Below are 14,980 nucleotides of genomic sequence, written 5' to 3'. Positions count from 1 at the left end.
ATATCCCCTAACATTCCAGCTCCTTCACAATTCGAAGCGTTTGAGCCAGAAGCTGAGGATCTGTTCCATTTGGTATTGTTAGATGAAAGCTACCTACAGACAGCTTCATTGACTCTGCTACGGAAAAGTTATTCCCTTCCGTAGCTGCCGGAATTACATTTAATGGCTGTTCATAAGGAATCGGGTCAGTATCATGAAACTCCACTCTGACAACTTCCTGGCCTTCTGGTGCGCGATAGGTGCGTCCAGTTGACGCCGGCAAATCCACACAACCTTTCTGACGCAGTCTTTTTACCCAGTTGTAAAAAGTTCCTGGCTTGATATCATGTTCCACACACCATTGATGATCTGTCAATCCACTTTGACGGCATTCCATGATGAGACGGTATTGTTCTTCGACAGGTATTCTTTTGCTTTTCATGAGCACACCTCCATAACTTGAATAGAGTAAAATGCTCGCACCTATCATTTCTAGCAAGAAAAGATGAAGTAAAATGCTTGCATTCTCTATTGATTATTATGGGATATTTTTTAGGGCAACACAATCCGTCGAATTATTTTGCACTTACAAAGAAAACACCGATCTGCCGGAGATTCCGGATGAAAAACAGATCGATGATTTCATGGCCAGTGTGCATGAACGGATTGTGCGGGGAGAGATGTGACCGGGCCGGGGGCTTTGCCCCCCCCCGGAACCCGGCCACTTGATTTTCTTCTTATGATTTTTCTATGTTTTTTATGCAACATTTTTAGCTTATCATTGCTTACTGCACAATGCTGCTTTCTTCAATCCATTCTTGAATCCTTGAAGCACTTTCGTTAAGATAGTAGGCTATTTTTTAACTTCCATTCCATTTGTGTTCATGAATACAGCCATATCTTTTATTTTTTTCATTTCTTGGTTCCGCAATTCTTCATGAGTTTCTATTTTTTTCAGAATCTCACCGCAAAGAGCATCTTCTCTTTTTTCCATTTCCTCTGCGAATTCTTTACTACTTCCTTGAATTCCATTAATCTGTAACGAAAAAAGAGTCACGATTGCCTCTTTATCGGACTCACCAAAAATAGAATACTCTTTCATTTTTCCATCATCTCGTACTTTAGTTTGTGGACAAAAGATCCCGCCAAACTTGCATTCTGCCCTATACATATAAGACATAATCTGAAAACAGTCTTCTCTTTCCGGTTTATCTGATTTATTTGAAGCAACGTTTTCCCATTCGTTTTTATATTTTGCGTCAATGATCAAGAGTGGTCTGTTTTTATCGGAAATGACCTTTTTATCGGAAATGACCAAATCAGGCTGTAGCTCTATACTTTGACCATTACAGAAAAATGTTCCAAATGATTTTTTTCCCTCTATTTGATATTTGTTTTCTATTTTCTCCTTTACAATTTGAACCAAATATCTTTCCCATATATAATTCATGTTAATTAATATACCATTGACATTCGTCCCATCGTCCTCTGGCGCAATTCCCATATACTTTAAAATCAAAATTGCCGTTTTCCGGACACTTTCCCAATCCGAATATACCGCATGCGTGATTTTTTTTCGTTCCTTCTGAACCAGTTTTCGCGCTTCCTGACGCGACACAGGCTGCATGATATTTTTTAACTGTGAGATAAAATCTTTCACCGGTGTGTATTTTTTTTCCAATTCACGCATAAGGCCCGGCTGTCTTTTTTGCAATGATGTGTATGCCGTAAGAATCATACGATTCATATCATTATCAGCAGTATATTCTCGACTGGAATAGGCAATATTTCCGTTAAATATCGGATTGAGACGAATATGGCGTGCAACATCGATTCTTCCTTTTAATTTCGAATCGTTGTTTTCATACGTTCGATATCTGCGATAGATTCCTTTTCTATAAGCCCTTGCAATTTGTATTGCGAAAATAATTGCAAGAATCAAATCCAGAATCTCCCCTCTTCCCACCGAAGGCTCTACCTTCTGAAGAATATTTGCCTTCAAACCCAGTGCTTTATTTAACATATACTTGGAAAATTCACATGACTCATTTACGTCAAAACGGCTTCTTATAAAAACCTCTTCTTTCGTTCCATCGGAGGTTATCTGCAGCAGTCCAATATATTGTTGCGTCCAATATTCTCCCTTATTGCCCTGGGTCACAATCTTAAAAGGTTCTCCAGCCGCACAGTCGTTTTCATCAAGTACAAGAATATCACTTTGTGAAACTCCATCTATTAGCTTCGCAAATCTGTCTACTCTCTCCTCGGAATCTCCTGTTTCTTTATATATACTTTGCAGCAAACTACTTTCTTTATTAATTTCTTCTGATATGCACTCTTCCAATTTTGAGTAATCTTTTAAGTAAATCATTCCTTTTCCTCTGACGGAGTATTATTCTGAGCATTCTTTTGCACCTTTTCCCACTCCTTAAACGCCTCCAAATTGCACTCATTCACAAACTTCTCTTCATTTCCTTCTCCGCGTACATACTCGTAAAGAAGAGATTCTAATCTAAGATTCCAGACTTGTTGGATCAATTCATCGGCATTTTTGCAATTATTTATCCCAGGAACATTAGCAAACTGTCCTTGGCTGATATCATAATGCCTATTCAGTCCCTGATGATCTTCTATTTTTTTATTTACAAAACTAATATACTCAGCAATTTTCGAAAATTCAGCGTCTTTGTCTTTGCAGTTACTAAAAGCTTCTTCTGGTAACATATCCTGAATAATCTTTTTGAGATTTTCCGTAGCTTTTTCTACCTCTATCTCTTTCCATATAAATCTACGTCGCAACGCAAAATCCATACTTTCGACTGAACGGTCGATGTCATTCATAGTTCCTATCACAATAACATTCTCTGGAATATAAAATCCATCTTTAAACACATCTTTTTTTTCTTTTGAATAGTAACTTCCATTTTCTGGATCATAAGTACGAAGATTTGCATACTGTGTCTGAACAGAATTTTGTGGACCACGTTTATCTGACTCAAGGCAAAACATCAACTCACCAAATACTTTTGACAAATCGGCTCGATTGATTTCATCCACAATAAAGAAATATTTATCTTGGTTTTTATCCGATTCATTTCTTTCTACAACTTTACGGCAGAATTTTTTGAAAATGCCATCAAGTTTCCGAAATTCAACTTTTCCATGTGCATCCTCCACTGGCCGAAGCCCCTCAACAAAGTCTGTGTAATCATAGGATGGATGAAATTGAACTAATTGATAATCTGAGTTTGAATCATCTTTTTTCTGATCATCTGAATTTGGATCATTTTCTTTCAAATGCTTTTTATTATTTTTTGCAAACTTTTTGGCAACTTCTTTTGCCAGTCTGGTTTTTCCTGTTCCTGGGGCACCGGTTAAAATTATTTGTGTTGCACCATTTTCTACTAAATTATATAAATCCCCGAAATCATTCTGTTTATTATCCATTTTTAATATATCCTTTCCCGGTATATTTTCTATTATTTCTCTTAAGCGCTTTGTAAAGTCCTCTTTATCAAGCTGTCTTTCTTTACCTACTTTAGCATACATTTGAGAAGGTTGTTTAACGTCATCACCCAAGTTCTGAAACCACTTTTTTTCTTCAAGAATCCATCTGTCTTTCTCAGCATCCTTAGTGTCTGTATTAATCGTGTTGTAAATAATTACATAATCGCAATCGAATTCTCCTCCTTTTAACTTCAAAAGGTTTCCTTTTGATATACCATTATTGCTCAAAACTTTAAACCTTTGTCTCTCAATTTTAAAATTATAAGCGCGCAAATTCGTTTTCCAGTCCTCATCCTCAATGTTAATCTTATTAACATCAAATATCTCCTTCAATTGATTTTCTGCAGCTGATTTACTCATTTTGGTTCCTTTCATGATTTTATCTAGATACTGTTCTTTTTTCATGATATCGTAATTTCATTATTTAACAACGTTACCCTTTGGCACACGCTGAATGTGTAAGCATATTCCACTCACTACCGCTCATTATACCATGTATTTTTGTTACTGTACATATTTCAGCATATGTTTTTATGCAAAAAGCTTATATTTTTTAACTGTTTTTCGCTTTTTATACATATTTTGCACAAAAAGATTGTCCCAATTTTCCGTCTTCTTTTTCTACAGTATCAGACCTGCACCTGGCTTCAACCGTTTTTCTTTTCACTTCTATCCGCAAATCACCCGCACCGCCTCACTCACTTTCCTGTCCTCCACCGTCTCATACAGTTTCATCACTTCCATTTTCTGATCCCGATCCAGCCCCTTCTTTTTTGATATGTATATTTTGCACTGCAGTTCCCCTTCCTCATCCCACGCTTTTTCATTTCTCGGACATCCATTCAAATAGTCCCATTTTTCTTCATAAAACTTCCGCAACACTGCAAACGCCGTATTCCAGTCCATCGTTTCCTCTTTCTGCGTATCCAAAGCTGTCCTATTTTTACTGTTTCTCTGCTTTCCTTCCAGATTTTCTTTCTTCTCTTCCTTTTCTTCCCTCTCCCACTGTCTTCTCACAGCGTTTTCTCTTCCATAAAACCCAAAAACTCCGACAACTTTCGCCAGTACTTCGTTTTCCCAAAACAACAAAAAACTGCCCAGATAAACCAGCACTTCCGGAAGGAACAAAAGAACATGTCTCACAGCTTCCTCCCAGCGTGCTGTTTGATACTTTTGCACCAGCTGTCCTTCCATTTCTGTTTCTTCTATCGCTTCTGCTTCTTCCGTCAGTTCTGTTTTATCGCGCAGTCTTTCCCCATATCCGTTTCTTTTACTGTCCAGTTCTTCCTGTCCGAACCAGCTGTTCCGCGTCCCCCTGAACCGATTTTTCATGGTTCGACTTTCCATAATTCGACTCTCTATAAATCGCTTTTCCAATTCCGGTTTTCTCTTTACCGGCTGAAATGTTAATGGCTGTCTTCCCATAAAACTGCACACACCATGCCGGCAGAACCGCCCTTCTCCTTTATCCTGGCCTTTCAGTACAATTTCCAGCCATTCCTCTGCCAGAAATTCTTTTGATCTTTCCGTCTTTTTTACATCTGTCTTTTTCATCGTCACCTTTCCATCCTTTCCTCAAACATCCATTTCCAGAATCACCCGAATAGCCTCACATACCTTTGGTTCCATGTCTTCTTCCAGCAGCCACTGCAGAATCATTTTCTCCTGGTGATCCAGCTTATATCTTTTTTGAATGATTTTTTCCAGCTGCAATTTTGTAAATGCTACATCTAAATCGTAATCAATCCAGTTATCATCGTACATACCGTAAATATTTCGAGAATATTTAATATCTTTTTCCACTTATCTTTTTATAACTTCTTAAATGTCAGTTTAGCTTGATTTTATGGGCTTTTCTGGCATTTTTGTATAGGGAAGATAACTCACATATCTTTTTATAAGTCTATGTGTTTTCTCTGTGGGAAGTAGTAAATTAGTAGTATGTTCCGTATTTACTACAACGCACATATCCTTTCCATTTCAGCTTTTGCAGAACCAAATGAGCCGTGAGCGTAATAATTCAGCGTCATGCTTATATCAGAATGTCCCATGATATACTGTAAGGTATTCGGTGTCATTCCTTTGTTTGCCATTTTCGTACAGAACGTATGTCGCAGGCTGTGTGGCGAAATCTCTGGCAGTTCATCATCATGTGTCTTGTTGTACTTCTTAACCAGACCTTTTAATACCATGTTGTAACTGCTTGCTACTTGCGGTAAGCCTTTACCGTTCAACATCAAAAAGTTGCTGTAACCGTCAATCACGATTGGTTCTGTTTTCTTTCGGCTCTTGATAAGTCGCTGGAAAGCGTCATAGGCTTTGTCAGTCATTGGAATTTTACGGATACCGCTTTTTGTCTTTGGCTTCTCTATATAGTAGCCCGTTTCCGTGTCTTTCAATAGCTGGTGTTCCACAAGGATTGATTTATTCTTCATATCAACGGCAACGTTCAAGTCCAGACCGCAGAACTCGGAAATACGAAGTCCCGTTTCCAGAAGTATTACAAGTTCGTCATAATACTTTTTGTAGGTTCTGTCGCTTTTTGCAAATGTCAGCAAGGCTTCTTCCTGCTCTAAAGATAGGGCGGTCTTTTCTTTTCGGGTATCATCAAGAATATCACTTAGCACAAAATCAAACGGATTTTTTCTAACGTAATCATCTTGTATCGCCATGTAGAACGAAGCCCTCAAAGAACGCATATAATTCTTGATTGAGTTATACGCTATCCCGTTTTCGCTCATGCGGATAGCCCATTCTTTAGCGTCTGATTGCTTGACGCTATCAATGCTCATACTTCCGAAAGGGTCTTTTTTCAGAACGTTCATAAACTGTTGTCTGCCTTTGACCGTATTTCTGCGAATGTTCTTTCGTAGATTATTTTTCTTTTCGTAAAGCTGGCATACCGTCATTTTCTTGCCTGCGGTGTCGATACCGTCGCTTAAATCTCTCTGGACTTCTGCGATTTTCTCACGTAATGAAATATCATCACGTTTGCCTTTTGGTACTCTGTCCGTAGGAACAAGTTTCCATGAATAAATAAATTTCTGCTCGCCTAATGAATTGATGTATTTGTAAACGTATCTTCCCTCTTTGTTCTGGCTTTCCCCAGTTCTTAAAATTCGTCGTCTGTTATCTCGTCTAACTTCTCTTGACATAGTAGAAAACTCCTCTCCAAAACTGGAGCAAGCCTAGATACGTCATATAAATATTATAACATATTCTAGGCTTGATTTCACTATATTGTGTCCAGTGTATCAATGATTTTTTCAAACTGTTTTCGCTTTATCTGAATACGGTTGCCGTTCATAATAACCCATTTCGCACCGATATTTTCTTCTGCCAGACGACGCAGTTTATTTTCGCCAATGCGAAAGTATTTAGACGCTTCCTCAATGGTAAGCGTGTATTTTTCCCATACAGGCACATCAGTATTGTTTATCATAGTATATAACCCCCTTTACTGTGTGTCATTTTTTACAAGCAGGCAGACGGCTTTGGAAAGCTCCGTTAGTATCTCAACTATTCCCATTCTTGTGGGCAGAACCGCACCATGCGGACGTATCATTATTCTGTGAGGGTAGGTCGTGGCAAAGCGACTTTTCCAACGGTCGCTCTCGGATCACTGCGTGGGTCGCTCGCTTTCTTTTGGAAAGGTCATGGCGTACAGTTCCCGTGGCTTGCTACCTCACAAACGTATCTGTCTGCTTTATTCAATTTTCAAAGAACTATCGGCTCATACGTCCGTCAAAATTTATCTACTTTTCAATAAACTTTGACCGATATATCAATCCCAAAGAGGACGCAGGAAAGGGGGTATAGCGTCGCTCTTGTTGATAGGACAGTCCGTTTATGCTACTTTAAATTCAAGTATCTGTTGAATAAGTTTTGCTTCCAAACGGCTACGCATATCTTCATCAACGCAAGTATGCGGATTGCCGTATTCGTCAATGCTTGTTCTCATAGACAGTCTGGCAATGTAAGGCTCATAATGACTTAATACTACATTCATAGCCAGAATATCGCCTTGAGAAGCAGAAACGATAACGGGATATGGCAATAAGTTGTTGCCCTTATGTACTGCATTATTCTTTCTCATGCTGTTTTTCCTCCATTCTTTTCTTTACTTTTTCAAAGCCTTTTTTACGTTTATAGTGCACTGTACGACGAACAATTTTCATAAGGTCAGCAATTTCAACGTCATTAAAGCCCAAACCGTACAATAACAAAATAAGACGTTCTTCTTCTGAAAGTTCCTGCAATGCTTCACTTAACAACTCATTTTTGATTTTTACGTCATAGCCCATAACCTTGTAAGTGTCATAGTCTGTTGAATATTCATCATAAGTTGCAAGTTCGGCAAGCTGTTCTGGCGAAAGTTCTGAAAATGAAACTTGCATATTATTCAAACGCTGGTATTGCTTCTGAATATTGATAGCTTCATGTTTCAAAATCTTTTTGCAATAACAGTCAAAAACTTTCTGAATATCTTCATGGGAAGTCGATTTTTTCACGTTTTCACCTCCTTCCGTTTCTCAAAAGGCGGTGAGATTAACCGTTCCTTCCCCCTTTCCGTTATTAATACAAATGAGGGGGCATGGATTGGCAAAGATTGAGAAAAAAATTTAAGAAAAGTAAAAAAGCCCAAGAAGTCATAAAAACCTCATTGAGCTTTGCAAGGCAATATCAGCAAGCAAACTGTTTTTTATCTAAGTATCAACAGAGTATTACCTACTGTAATTTATAAGATTTTTAACGAATTTCTTTTATGCCATCTTATCATTCCAATTCCTCTCGTGTAGAAATTGACGCTATATCATAGCTTTCTACAAGATAAGCATAAAATATAAATCCGTCTTAATTCCGTCCGTATTCCTGTTTTTTAGCAGGATATAAAAAAGGTTACTGCAATATGTCAGATACCCGACCTTGCAATAACCTATCCATTAAAAGTCATGCGTATTTTCTTTTATAAGTTGGCGATAGTAACTCTGTTTCTCTGTTGGTATCTGATTGAGAAAATCTTCTATCCATTGGCTTGTCTGCTCTAGTATTTGTTCGTCCTCATAATATTCTGGGTAATCAGCTAAAATATCATGCTCTCTGTCAATTTGCTCTACTTCCTTGCAGGCTAAGTCTAAATAAGTGCTTATCAATGTCTGTGTATATGCCGTATAGCCTAGCGATAGTGTAATATGGGTAATACGTTCAAAATCTGCTTGTGTCATTTTATTTTTACCCGTTAATAAATCATAATCATACTGTCCACAGATTGATAAAAAATCTTCCCTTTGCTTCTCTGATTGTTTCATAATCGCCACTCCTTACATTCAAAATTTTAGCTTTTTGCTGGTAATACAGATAAATTCCTCTGGTGTTGGTGTCTTGTTTCCAAACAGCCTTTGAAATTCTGCTTGTTTCTCTGCGTCGGGATTGTTTCTTGCTTCTTCAATAGCAAGTTGCATTTCTTCCCGAACTTCCGCAACAGAAACGCCACGAAGTCTTGCAACTTCCTTTAACATTTTTTTGCTATCTCTTTTATTGAACTTTATCATACCATATCCACCTCATTTCTGGATAAACTTTATTTTTGATGTCCATAATAAGCGAAACTATAACTTATGGAATAGTTTATTTTATAGGGCTATTATAATACATTTTCACAAAGGTTACAATGTAAAAGAATGGTTCGAGGAAAGGATGTGTGTGCTATGGAGCTTGATTTTAAAGCGATAGGGAAACGAATAAAAATTGCAAGGATAAAGAAAAATTTTACCCAAGAAGCCGTAGCAGACAGAATAGGCGTTTCCCCACAGCACGTCAGTAATATAGAAACTGGAAACTCCAGCGTCAGCCTGCCGACTTTAGTTGCGATTGCAAATATGTTATCTGTATCGGTTGATGAACTTTTATGTGATACTGTTCTTACCTCTAAGCCCATATTTGAAAGAGAAGCAAAAGATATTTTCGAGGATTGCAACGAATATGAAGTCCGTGTTTTAGTAGATGTTTTGAAAGCAACTAAAAATTCTATGCGTCATGTAAAGATGTTTGAAAACAAAATGAATAGGAACGAATAAAACCGTAGTGTACTGATCACAAATGATTGTGAAGTACCGCTACGGTTTTTCTTCGCTGAATTTATAACCCACACCCCAAACAGTCAAAATATACTGCGGATTGTCTGGATTGGGTTCTATTTTCTTTCTAAGTTTTCGGATAAACGAAGTCATGTTGTTTGCATTCGGTATATCATCATCTCCCCATACATTCTGATAGAGTTGTTCTTTTGTGAATACCTGTCCTTTATGAGAATACATAAAATACAATAGGTCAAATTCCTTTGCAGTCAGATAAATTCGACTGCCTTGTTTATCTACCACAGTGCGAGTAAAAGGATTGATATATAATTCTTCTGTTTGTATGTTCATAAGTGTCGGACTTGTATTCAGTTTCGTAGACAGCCATTCTAAGGTTTGCTGAAATAAGTTATTCTCTTTATCATTAAATTCTACAACTAATATTTTCCCATAGTATCCCCCCTAATTAAAATTTTCTATCAAGAGGGAACACGAGAGTAACTCTTGCCCCTATAATCTTATTATTTTCTTCTAAGTTTTCAAGCCTGAGAAATCCAAAATGTTCCCGCATGATTTTGTTTACGATTGCAAGTCCCAAACCGTAATGAGTGCCATTTCTCGCCTTGTTTTCAGAATAGAATTTTTGAGTTGCTCTTTTTAGGCTTTCTTCACTAAACCCTTTTCCGCTGTCAGTAACACTTATCCTATATTCAGATATATGTTTTTGAAATTGCAATTTTAATTCTGTATATTCTTCCGAAAAATCAACAGCATTTGATACTATATTTTGGAACGCTTTTTGTATTGCTTTTCCATCTATCAATAAGTCATCAGCAATATCTTTTTGTAGAACTACAATAGATATATTTTTTAGGGAAGCTATTTGATTTGCCAGTGAAATTAGTTCATTTACATATTCTTCGCCCAAGGAAATATAATCCGTTTTTAAGTGTTCCATTTTCACAAGATTTTTTAGTTCTTCTACATATTCTGATATTCTTTTTATTCCGTCTTGCGCATTGTTTAAATACTCCTTTTGTTTTCCTGTTATTTCTGTTTCTTCCAGCAATTCCAAATTTCCAGATACAACCGTAGCAGGTGTTTGTATATCATGCGTAAGTGCTTGAATACCATCTTCTAATAATTGAGCTTGCTTTAATTGTTTTTTTGTACTGTCTTTTACTGCTTTTTCCATTTCGTTCAAAACAATTAAAATATCATTTATTTCTTTTAATGTACTCGATACCCCAGAGATTTGTTCATCATCATTCAAAATGGTTTCACGTATACTTATGATTTTATTTAGTTCTTTACGCAACTGATTTCTATGCCATTTTAGAATGATAAAAAAACCTATAACAACTGTAACAAAAAAGGAAAGAACAACTGTTAAATCAGCACTCGGAAAAACATTTCTCAAAAAATCATTTGAAAATTGGGAAGTGCCACTTTTATATCCCAAAATCCATTTTTCAGATAAACCATTGACACATTCATATTTCGTTCCGTTCATAAACTGCAAATGTGTAACTTGTCCCTCTTTATAAACTTCTTCTATAAGTTCTTTATCCTGTATTGTGCCAGTTATATAATTGCCGTCGTTTGAAAGTTGCGCATATTCTATATATGCTGGTATATCCTTAGCTTCAAGCACTCCATTGACAGCTTTACCTGTTATATTTTCCACACTTTCAGATATTACTTGCGGAGAAAGAATTATCCCTGTTTCCGTTAAAAATAAAGTTCCTGCTCCAAATATAACAATCACTATGAAGATGTAGCATATTTGAGAAATACTAAGAGTTAAAAGCATTCTCATTATTGATTTTTTTCCCATTGATAGCCCACTCCCCAAATTGTCTTTATCGGTTCTTCGTTATAAACTTTAAATTTCTTTCTTATCTCTTTTATTCTTTCTCGTATGGTCGTTTCAGCGTCTCCAATACCGTCAAATCCGAAAATTCTTTCATATATTTCATCTTTTGTAAATACACGATTAGGATTTTTCATGAGCAGACAACATATTTCATATTCAGACGGCGTCATATTTAACTCTGTTTCATTTACATAGATTTTCCTGCTCGTAAAATCACAAAAAACCTGTCCTATATGAATTAAATTGTTTTTTCCTCTATTTTCTCGACGCAAATGTGCTGTTATCCGACAACGAAGTTCTTTAATGGAGAACGGCTTAATAATATAATCATCTGCTCCAACCGAAAATCCTTCTACTAAATCTTGTTCAAAATTTTTGGCAGTTAAAAACAATACAGGTATATCAATTTCACGCCTTTTATCTTTCAAAAAAGTAAACCCGTCTAATTCGGGCATCATAACATCAAGTATCATCAAATCGTGTGCATTGATTTCTCGAATAGACACTCCCGATAAACCTGTATAAACCGTTACAGAATGTTCTTTTTCCAAAGTATTTTTTATAAGTTGAAGTAATGTTTTATCATCATCTATCACTATAATATGAGCCATGCTGTTTCTCCTTTATTCTTTTGATTTACCCTCCCAATTTTTAAACCATAATACAACTCCGATAAGCAGTAAAACAAAAGATACAAATTGTATCGCTAAGTCTAACGGTAAATTTACTCCCTGTACGCTTAAACTAATATTCTCGAAATAGAGGGTTGTTGTTTTTAAAGTCCAAATCCATGGAATAACTCTCCAAAGTTGTTCTTCAAGCATAGGAAACGAGCTGATATAAGAAACAAATATTGTTCCTAAAATTCCAATTCCTATGGAAGCTCCCATTCCCAAGTAAATACTAATCCATAATTGAAATGGAACTAAAAAAAGAGAACCTACAATAAAAATCAATGTAGTTTTTAAAGCAGGGATAAGCGTATAGTTTTCTGGTTTATAGATACACCATATACTAACATATAATAATAACATAGAGAATACAACAAAAAAAGTCAATATACCTATCAAATACATAGCTTTTGCGAGAAAGTTCATTCCCCTGTGCGTACTTTTTCTTATAATTTGATAATTCCCAGCTTCTTGTTCTTGCTCTCCTGTAATTCCAGCCAAAATCCCAATTAAGATAGGCGCAATCATAGCCGATATAGTTATCCAATAATTACCGCTATTCATGACAATTTCATTTTTATCGCTTGACCTAAAAACAAACAGAATAAAACCAACTATAACAAAAGCCAGTACAAAAGGTATTTTCTTTAATATCGTTCGCTTACTCTTTAAATGCTCTGCATATAAGACTTTCATGAAATACATTTTAATTTCCCTCTCTTTTTGCAAAAAAGATTGATGTGATATAGGTAAATATCATGCAACATAATACCGCTGACAATATTCCCAGTAGGATTGAATTTGTATTTAACAAATTACTTGTATTTTCCAAAACAATTCCATTTGGGTGTATTTTTGTAATCGGTACAATACTTCTTACCGCATAGCTATATGGATTTAAAATCCAATAATTTTCTGAAGCCATAATCGGAGCTGATACAAAGCCAACAAAGCCTATACCTAATGCACCAGCTAAGCCAAAATTATGAGTACAGAACAATGAGATCGGGATAATCGCCAATGACATCAACCATGTAATTCCACCCATTTCTAATATTGATATAACGGTATTCATACCAAGATGATTGCATAATGCCAATCCACATACGAATATAGTCAATAGTGCAGTAGCCACAAACGAGTAAAATGCTAAAGTAAATACTTTTACTGTCCAAACCCGTTTCACTGAATATGCTTCTACATAAATAGAACGATAGGTATTATTTTTCTTTTCTTCATACTCGCTTAAAATACACAATAGTGAAATTCCAAGTGTATTAAAAGATATTGTCCACATATTAAAAATCATTTTTGTGTAATGTTCCCAAGAGTTTTCTAAGGTATCTGGCGCAAGATTTGCTACAATCATAAGCAGAACAGCAAATATGACAGCACCAAGAAAAAGAACAGGTCTAAGCAATGTCCTTTTGGATTAGAAAAAATTATATATGTCTTTTTGACTATCTTTTTATATCTTCTTAAATGTCCGCAAAGCCTTATTTTATAGGCTCTACGGGCATTTTGCTTTTGTGGTAAACCTCGCATATCTAGGTCTATCTTCTTATATTTTCTCTATCAATCGTTGTTAAAATCGTGGTAAATACTTTTATGCGATTAGACGCTGAACCTCTGATTTTGCGGTATCTATGGACGCATGAGCGTACCAATTCATTGTGATACTAATGTTTGAATGCCCCATGATATACTGTAAATCTTTTGGGTTCATGTTCTTGCTTGCCAGCCTTGTGCAGAACGTATGGCGTAGCGTATGCGGTGTGATATGTGGCAAGGGATTGTCTTTGTGGTGCTTGTTGTATTTCTTTACCATACGGACAAATAAGGCGTTGTAATCAATCGCAACTTTTGGCTTGCCCTTATGATTGACAAATAGGAAATTGCCCTGTCCGTCTATCACAAATGGTTCTGCCTTTGGGCGTTTCTTCATAACCCGTTGAAATGCCTGTATCGTTTCTCTGCTTAATGGTACTTGCCTTATTCCGCTTTTCGTCTTAGGCGTTTCAATATAATAGCCTTGTTCCTTGCTCTTTAGTAACTGGTGGTCGATAATCACAACTTCATTCTTGAAATCAATGTCGGCTACTGTCAGTCCGCACAGTTCCGAGATACGAAGTCCAGTTTTTAACAGTATCAGCACATCATCAAAATACTTATGATACACATTGTCCGTCTTGATGAATAAGAGTAGGGCTTGTTCCTGTTCCTCTGTCAATGCGACTTTCTCTTTGGTATCATTTTCTAGGACTTCACTCAACTTGAAATCAAAAGGGTTTTTCCTTACACAATCGTCTTGTATGGCGATATAGAATGACGCTTTTAACGAGCGTTTATGGTTGTTAATGGTGTTATAGGAAAAGCCTTTGTCTTTCATGCGTAAAGCCCATTCTTTAGCGTCAGAGGGTTTGATTGTATCAATGCTCCTAGCACCTAACTTGTCCTTTTTCAATAACCGCATGAGCTGTTCCCGTTGTTTTATTGTGCTTTTCTTCACGTTTGCCCTCTGTGCGTTCTGTTTGGCGTAGAGTTGGCAAAGTGTCATTTTCTTGCCTGTGCTGTCGATACCGTCCTCAATATCCCGTCTTATCTGCTGTTCCAGTTCACGAAGTGAGGGTTTTTCCCGTTTTCCCTTTGGTGTCGGGTCTGTGGGTGTCAATCTCCAAGCATACACATATTTTGTGTTTCCAAATGCGTCCACATATTTATATAAGTATTTTCCGTCTGTTCGTTGGCTCTCTCCAGTATGCAGGATACGACCTTTGATATCCCGTCTTTTTTCTTTCATGGTGTCTGCTCCTTTCCTTGTTGGAAAGAGCCTTGATATGACTTGTGTTCATCATAACACATACAAGGCT

At 36.6% G+C, this 14,980-nt stretch carries 18 protein-coding genes; 1 reads left to right on the top strand and 17 read right to left on the bottom strand.

Going from position 1 to position 14,980, the window contains the following annotated elements; all coding sequences use genetic code 11:
• Positions 1-7: 7 nt before the first annotated feature.
• The 11 genes from tnpA to DWX32_RS16815 all read right to left on the bottom strand — a co-directional run bounded on the left by tnpA (position 8) and on the right by DWX32_RS16815 (position 9,038).
• A complete protein-coding gene (gene tnpA, locus DWX32_RS16870) occupies positions 8-421 on the bottom strand; it encodes an IS66 family insertion sequence element accessory protein TnpA (protein WP_199671284.1) in 414 nt (137 codons plus the stop codon).
• Between the two features lie 411 nt (positions 422-832).
• Positions 833-2,350: an McrC family protein gene (locus DWX32_RS16865; RefSeq protein ID WP_118594511.1), complete on the bottom strand. Its 1,518-nt coding sequence runs from the start codon at positions 2,348-2,350 to the stop codon at positions 833-835.
• The gene (locus DWX32_RS16860) at positions 2,347-3,891 is read right to left on the bottom strand and encodes an McrB family protein (protein WP_118594512.1); all 1,545 of its coding nucleotides are present in this window, start codon (positions 3,889-3,891) and stop codon (positions 2,347-2,349) included. Before DWX32_RS16860 ends, DWX32_RS16865 begins: the two co-directional genes overlap by 4 nt.
• A gap of 264 nt (positions 3,892-4,155) precedes the next feature.
• On the bottom strand, positions 4,156-5,040 hold the full coding sequence (locus DWX32_RS16855; protein WP_118594513.1) for a hypothetical protein: 885 nt from the start codon (positions 5,038-5,040) through the stop codon (positions 4,156-4,158).
• Between the two features lie 21 nt (positions 5,041-5,061).
• On the bottom strand, positions 5,062-5,289 hold the full coding sequence (locus DWX32_RS16850) for a hypothetical protein (RefSeq protein ID WP_118660672.1): 228 nt from the start codon (positions 5,287-5,289) through the stop codon (positions 5,062-5,064).
• Between the two features lie 152 nt (positions 5,290-5,441).
• Complete coding sequence (locus tag DWX32_RS16845) at positions 5,442-6,641, bottom strand: tyrosine-type recombinase/integrase (protein WP_118660670.1); 1,200 nt, start codon at positions 6,639-6,641, stop codon at positions 5,442-5,444.
• Between the two features lie 80 nt (positions 6,642-6,721).
• On the bottom strand, positions 6,722-6,928 hold the full coding sequence (locus DWX32_RS16840; RefSeq protein ID WP_002317707.1) for an excisionase: 207 nt from the start codon (positions 6,926-6,928) through the stop codon (positions 6,722-6,724).
• Positions 6,929-7,333: 405 nt separating this feature from the next.
• Positions 7,334-7,582: a helix-turn-helix domain-containing protein gene (locus tag DWX32_RS16830; RefSeq protein ID WP_002317709.1), complete on the bottom strand. Its 249-nt coding sequence runs from the start codon at positions 7,580-7,582 to the stop codon at positions 7,334-7,336.
• Positions 7,569-7,997, bottom strand: a complete 429-nt coding sequence (locus tag DWX32_RS16825; protein WP_002317710.1) for an RNA polymerase sigma factor — start codon at positions 7,995-7,997, stop codon at positions 7,569-7,571. Before DWX32_RS16825 ends, DWX32_RS16830 begins: the two co-directional genes overlap by 14 nt.
• 432 nt (positions 7,998-8,429) lie before the next feature.
• Positions 8,430-8,795: a hypothetical protein gene (locus tag DWX32_RS16820; protein WP_002317711.1), complete on the bottom strand. Its 366-nt coding sequence runs from the start codon at positions 8,793-8,795 to the stop codon at positions 8,430-8,432.
• An 18-nt stretch (positions 8,796-8,813) separates the two neighbouring features.
• Complete coding sequence (locus DWX32_RS16815) at positions 8,814-9,038, bottom strand: sporulation initiation factor Spo0A C-terminal domain-containing protein (RefSeq protein ID WP_002317712.1); 225 nt, start codon at positions 9,036-9,038, stop codon at positions 8,814-8,816.
• A gap of 156 nt (positions 9,039-9,194) precedes the next feature.
• On the opposite strand from DWX32_RS16815, the gene DWX32_RS16810 reads away from it, so the two are divergent.
• Positions 9,195-9,563 (top strand): helix-turn-helix domain-containing protein, encoded by a 369-nt coding sequence (locus tag DWX32_RS16810; protein WP_002317713.1) that lies wholly within the window; start codon positions 9,195-9,197, stop codon positions 9,561-9,563.
• A gap of 39 nt (positions 9,564-9,602) precedes the next feature.
• Here the strand turns inward: DWX32_RS16810 and DWX32_RS16805 are convergent, their stop codons facing one another.
• The 6 genes from DWX32_RS16805 to DWX32_RS16775 all read right to left on the bottom strand — a co-directional run bounded on the left by DWX32_RS16805 (position 9,603) and on the right by DWX32_RS16775 (position 14,910).
• A complete protein-coding gene (locus DWX32_RS16805; protein WP_002317714.1) occupies positions 9,603-9,914 on the bottom strand; it encodes a winged helix-turn-helix domain-containing protein in 312 nt (103 codons plus the stop codon).
• A 115-nt stretch (positions 9,915-10,029) separates the two neighbouring features.
• Positions 10,030-11,400: a sensor histidine kinase gene (locus DWX32_RS16800; protein ID WP_243037618.1), complete on the bottom strand. Its 1,371-nt coding sequence runs from the start codon at positions 11,398-11,400 to the stop codon at positions 10,030-10,032.
• A complete protein-coding gene (locus DWX32_RS16795; RefSeq protein WP_002317716.1) occupies positions 11,382-12,050 on the bottom strand; it encodes a response regulator transcription factor in 669 nt (222 codons plus the stop codon). The genes DWX32_RS16800 and DWX32_RS16795 overlap by 19 nt, the downstream gene beginning before the upstream one ends.
• 12 nt (positions 12,051-12,062) lie before the next feature.
• Complete coding sequence (locus tag DWX32_RS16790) at positions 12,063-12,815, bottom strand: lantibiotic immunity ABC transporter MutG family permease subunit (protein ID WP_002317717.1); 753 nt, start codon at positions 12,813-12,815, stop codon at positions 12,063-12,065.
• Between the two features lies 1 nt (position 12,816).
• Entirely contained in the window at positions 12,817-13,530 is a 714-nt protein-coding gene (locus DWX32_RS16785) for a lantibiotic immunity ABC transporter MutE/EpiE family permease subunit (protein WP_118660668.1), read from the bottom strand.
• 186 nt (positions 13,531-13,716) lie between these two features.
• Positions 13,717-14,910 (bottom strand): site-specific integrase, encoded by a 1,194-nt coding sequence (locus tag DWX32_RS16775; RefSeq protein ID WP_118660666.1) that lies wholly within the window; start codon positions 14,908-14,910, stop codon positions 13,717-13,719.
• Positions 14,911-14,980: the final 70 nt, after the last annotated feature.

The organism is Blautia sp. AF19-13LB (assembly GCF_003479105.1).
Classification (GTDB): domain Bacteria; phylum Bacillota; class Clostridia; order Lachnospirales; family Lachnospiraceae; genus Fusicatenibacter; species Fusicatenibacter saccharivorans.
The sequence above is the reverse complement of the archived record's forward strand: the minus strand, read 5'-3'. Positions and strand labels throughout refer to the sequence as shown.

Bases quoted from the DNA above. Each gene is read 5' to 3' on its own strand.
- tnpA (WP_199671284.1), bottom strand. From the start codon at position 421: ATGAAAAGCAAAAGAATACCTGTCGAAGAACAATACCGTCTCATCATG.
- DWX32_RS16865 (WP_118594511.1), bottom strand. From the start codon at position 2,350: ATGATTTACTTAAAAGATTACTCAAAATTGGAAGAGTGCATATCAGAA.
- DWX32_RS16860 (WP_118594512.1), bottom strand. From the start codon at position 3,891: ATGAAAAAAGAACAGTATCTAGATAAAATCATGAAAGGAACCAAAATG.
- DWX32_RS16855 (WP_118594513.1), bottom strand. From the start codon at position 5,040: ATGAAAAAGACAGATGTAAAAAAGACGGAAAGATCAAAAGAATTTCTG.
- DWX32_RS16845 (WP_118660670.1), bottom strand. From the start codon at position 6,641: ATGTCAAGAGAAGTTAGACGAGATAACAGACGACGAATTTTAAGAACT.
- DWX32_RS16840 (WP_002317707.1), bottom strand. From the start codon at position 6,928: ATGATAAACAATACTGATGTGCCTGTATGGGAAAAATACACGCTTACC.
- DWX32_RS16830 (WP_002317709.1), bottom strand. From the start codon at position 7,582: ATGAGAAAGAATAATGCAGTACATAAGGGCAACAACTTATTGCCATAT.
- DWX32_RS16820 (WP_002317711.1), bottom strand. From the start codon at position 8,795: ATGAAACAATCAGAGAAGCAAAGGGAAGATTTTTTATCAATCTGTGGA.
- DWX32_RS16815 (WP_002317712.1), bottom strand. From the start codon at position 9,038: ATGATAAAGTTCAATAAAAGAGATAGCAAAAAAATGTTAAAGGAAGTT.
- DWX32_RS16810 (WP_002317713.1), top strand. From the start codon at position 9,195: ATGGAGCTTGATTTTAAAGCGATAGGGAAACGAATAAAAATTGCAAGG.
- DWX32_RS16805 (WP_002317714.1), bottom strand. From the start codon at position 9,914: ATGAACATACAAACAGAAGAATTATATATCAATCCTTTTACTCGCACT.
- DWX32_RS16800 (WP_243037618.1), bottom strand. From the start codon at position 11,400: ATGGGAAAAAAATCAATAATGAGAATGCTTTTAACTCTTAGTATTTCT.
- DWX32_RS16795 (WP_002317716.1), bottom strand. From the start codon at position 12,050: ATGGCTCATATTATAGTGATAGATGATGATAAAACATTACTTCAACTT.
- DWX32_RS16790 (WP_002317717.1), bottom strand. From the start codon at position 12,815: ATGTATTTCATGAAAGTCTTATATGCAGAGCATTTAAAGAGTAAGCGA.
- DWX32_RS16775 (WP_118660666.1), bottom strand. From the start codon at position 14,910: ATGAAAGAAAAAAGACGGGATATCAAAGGTCGTATCCTGCATACTGGA.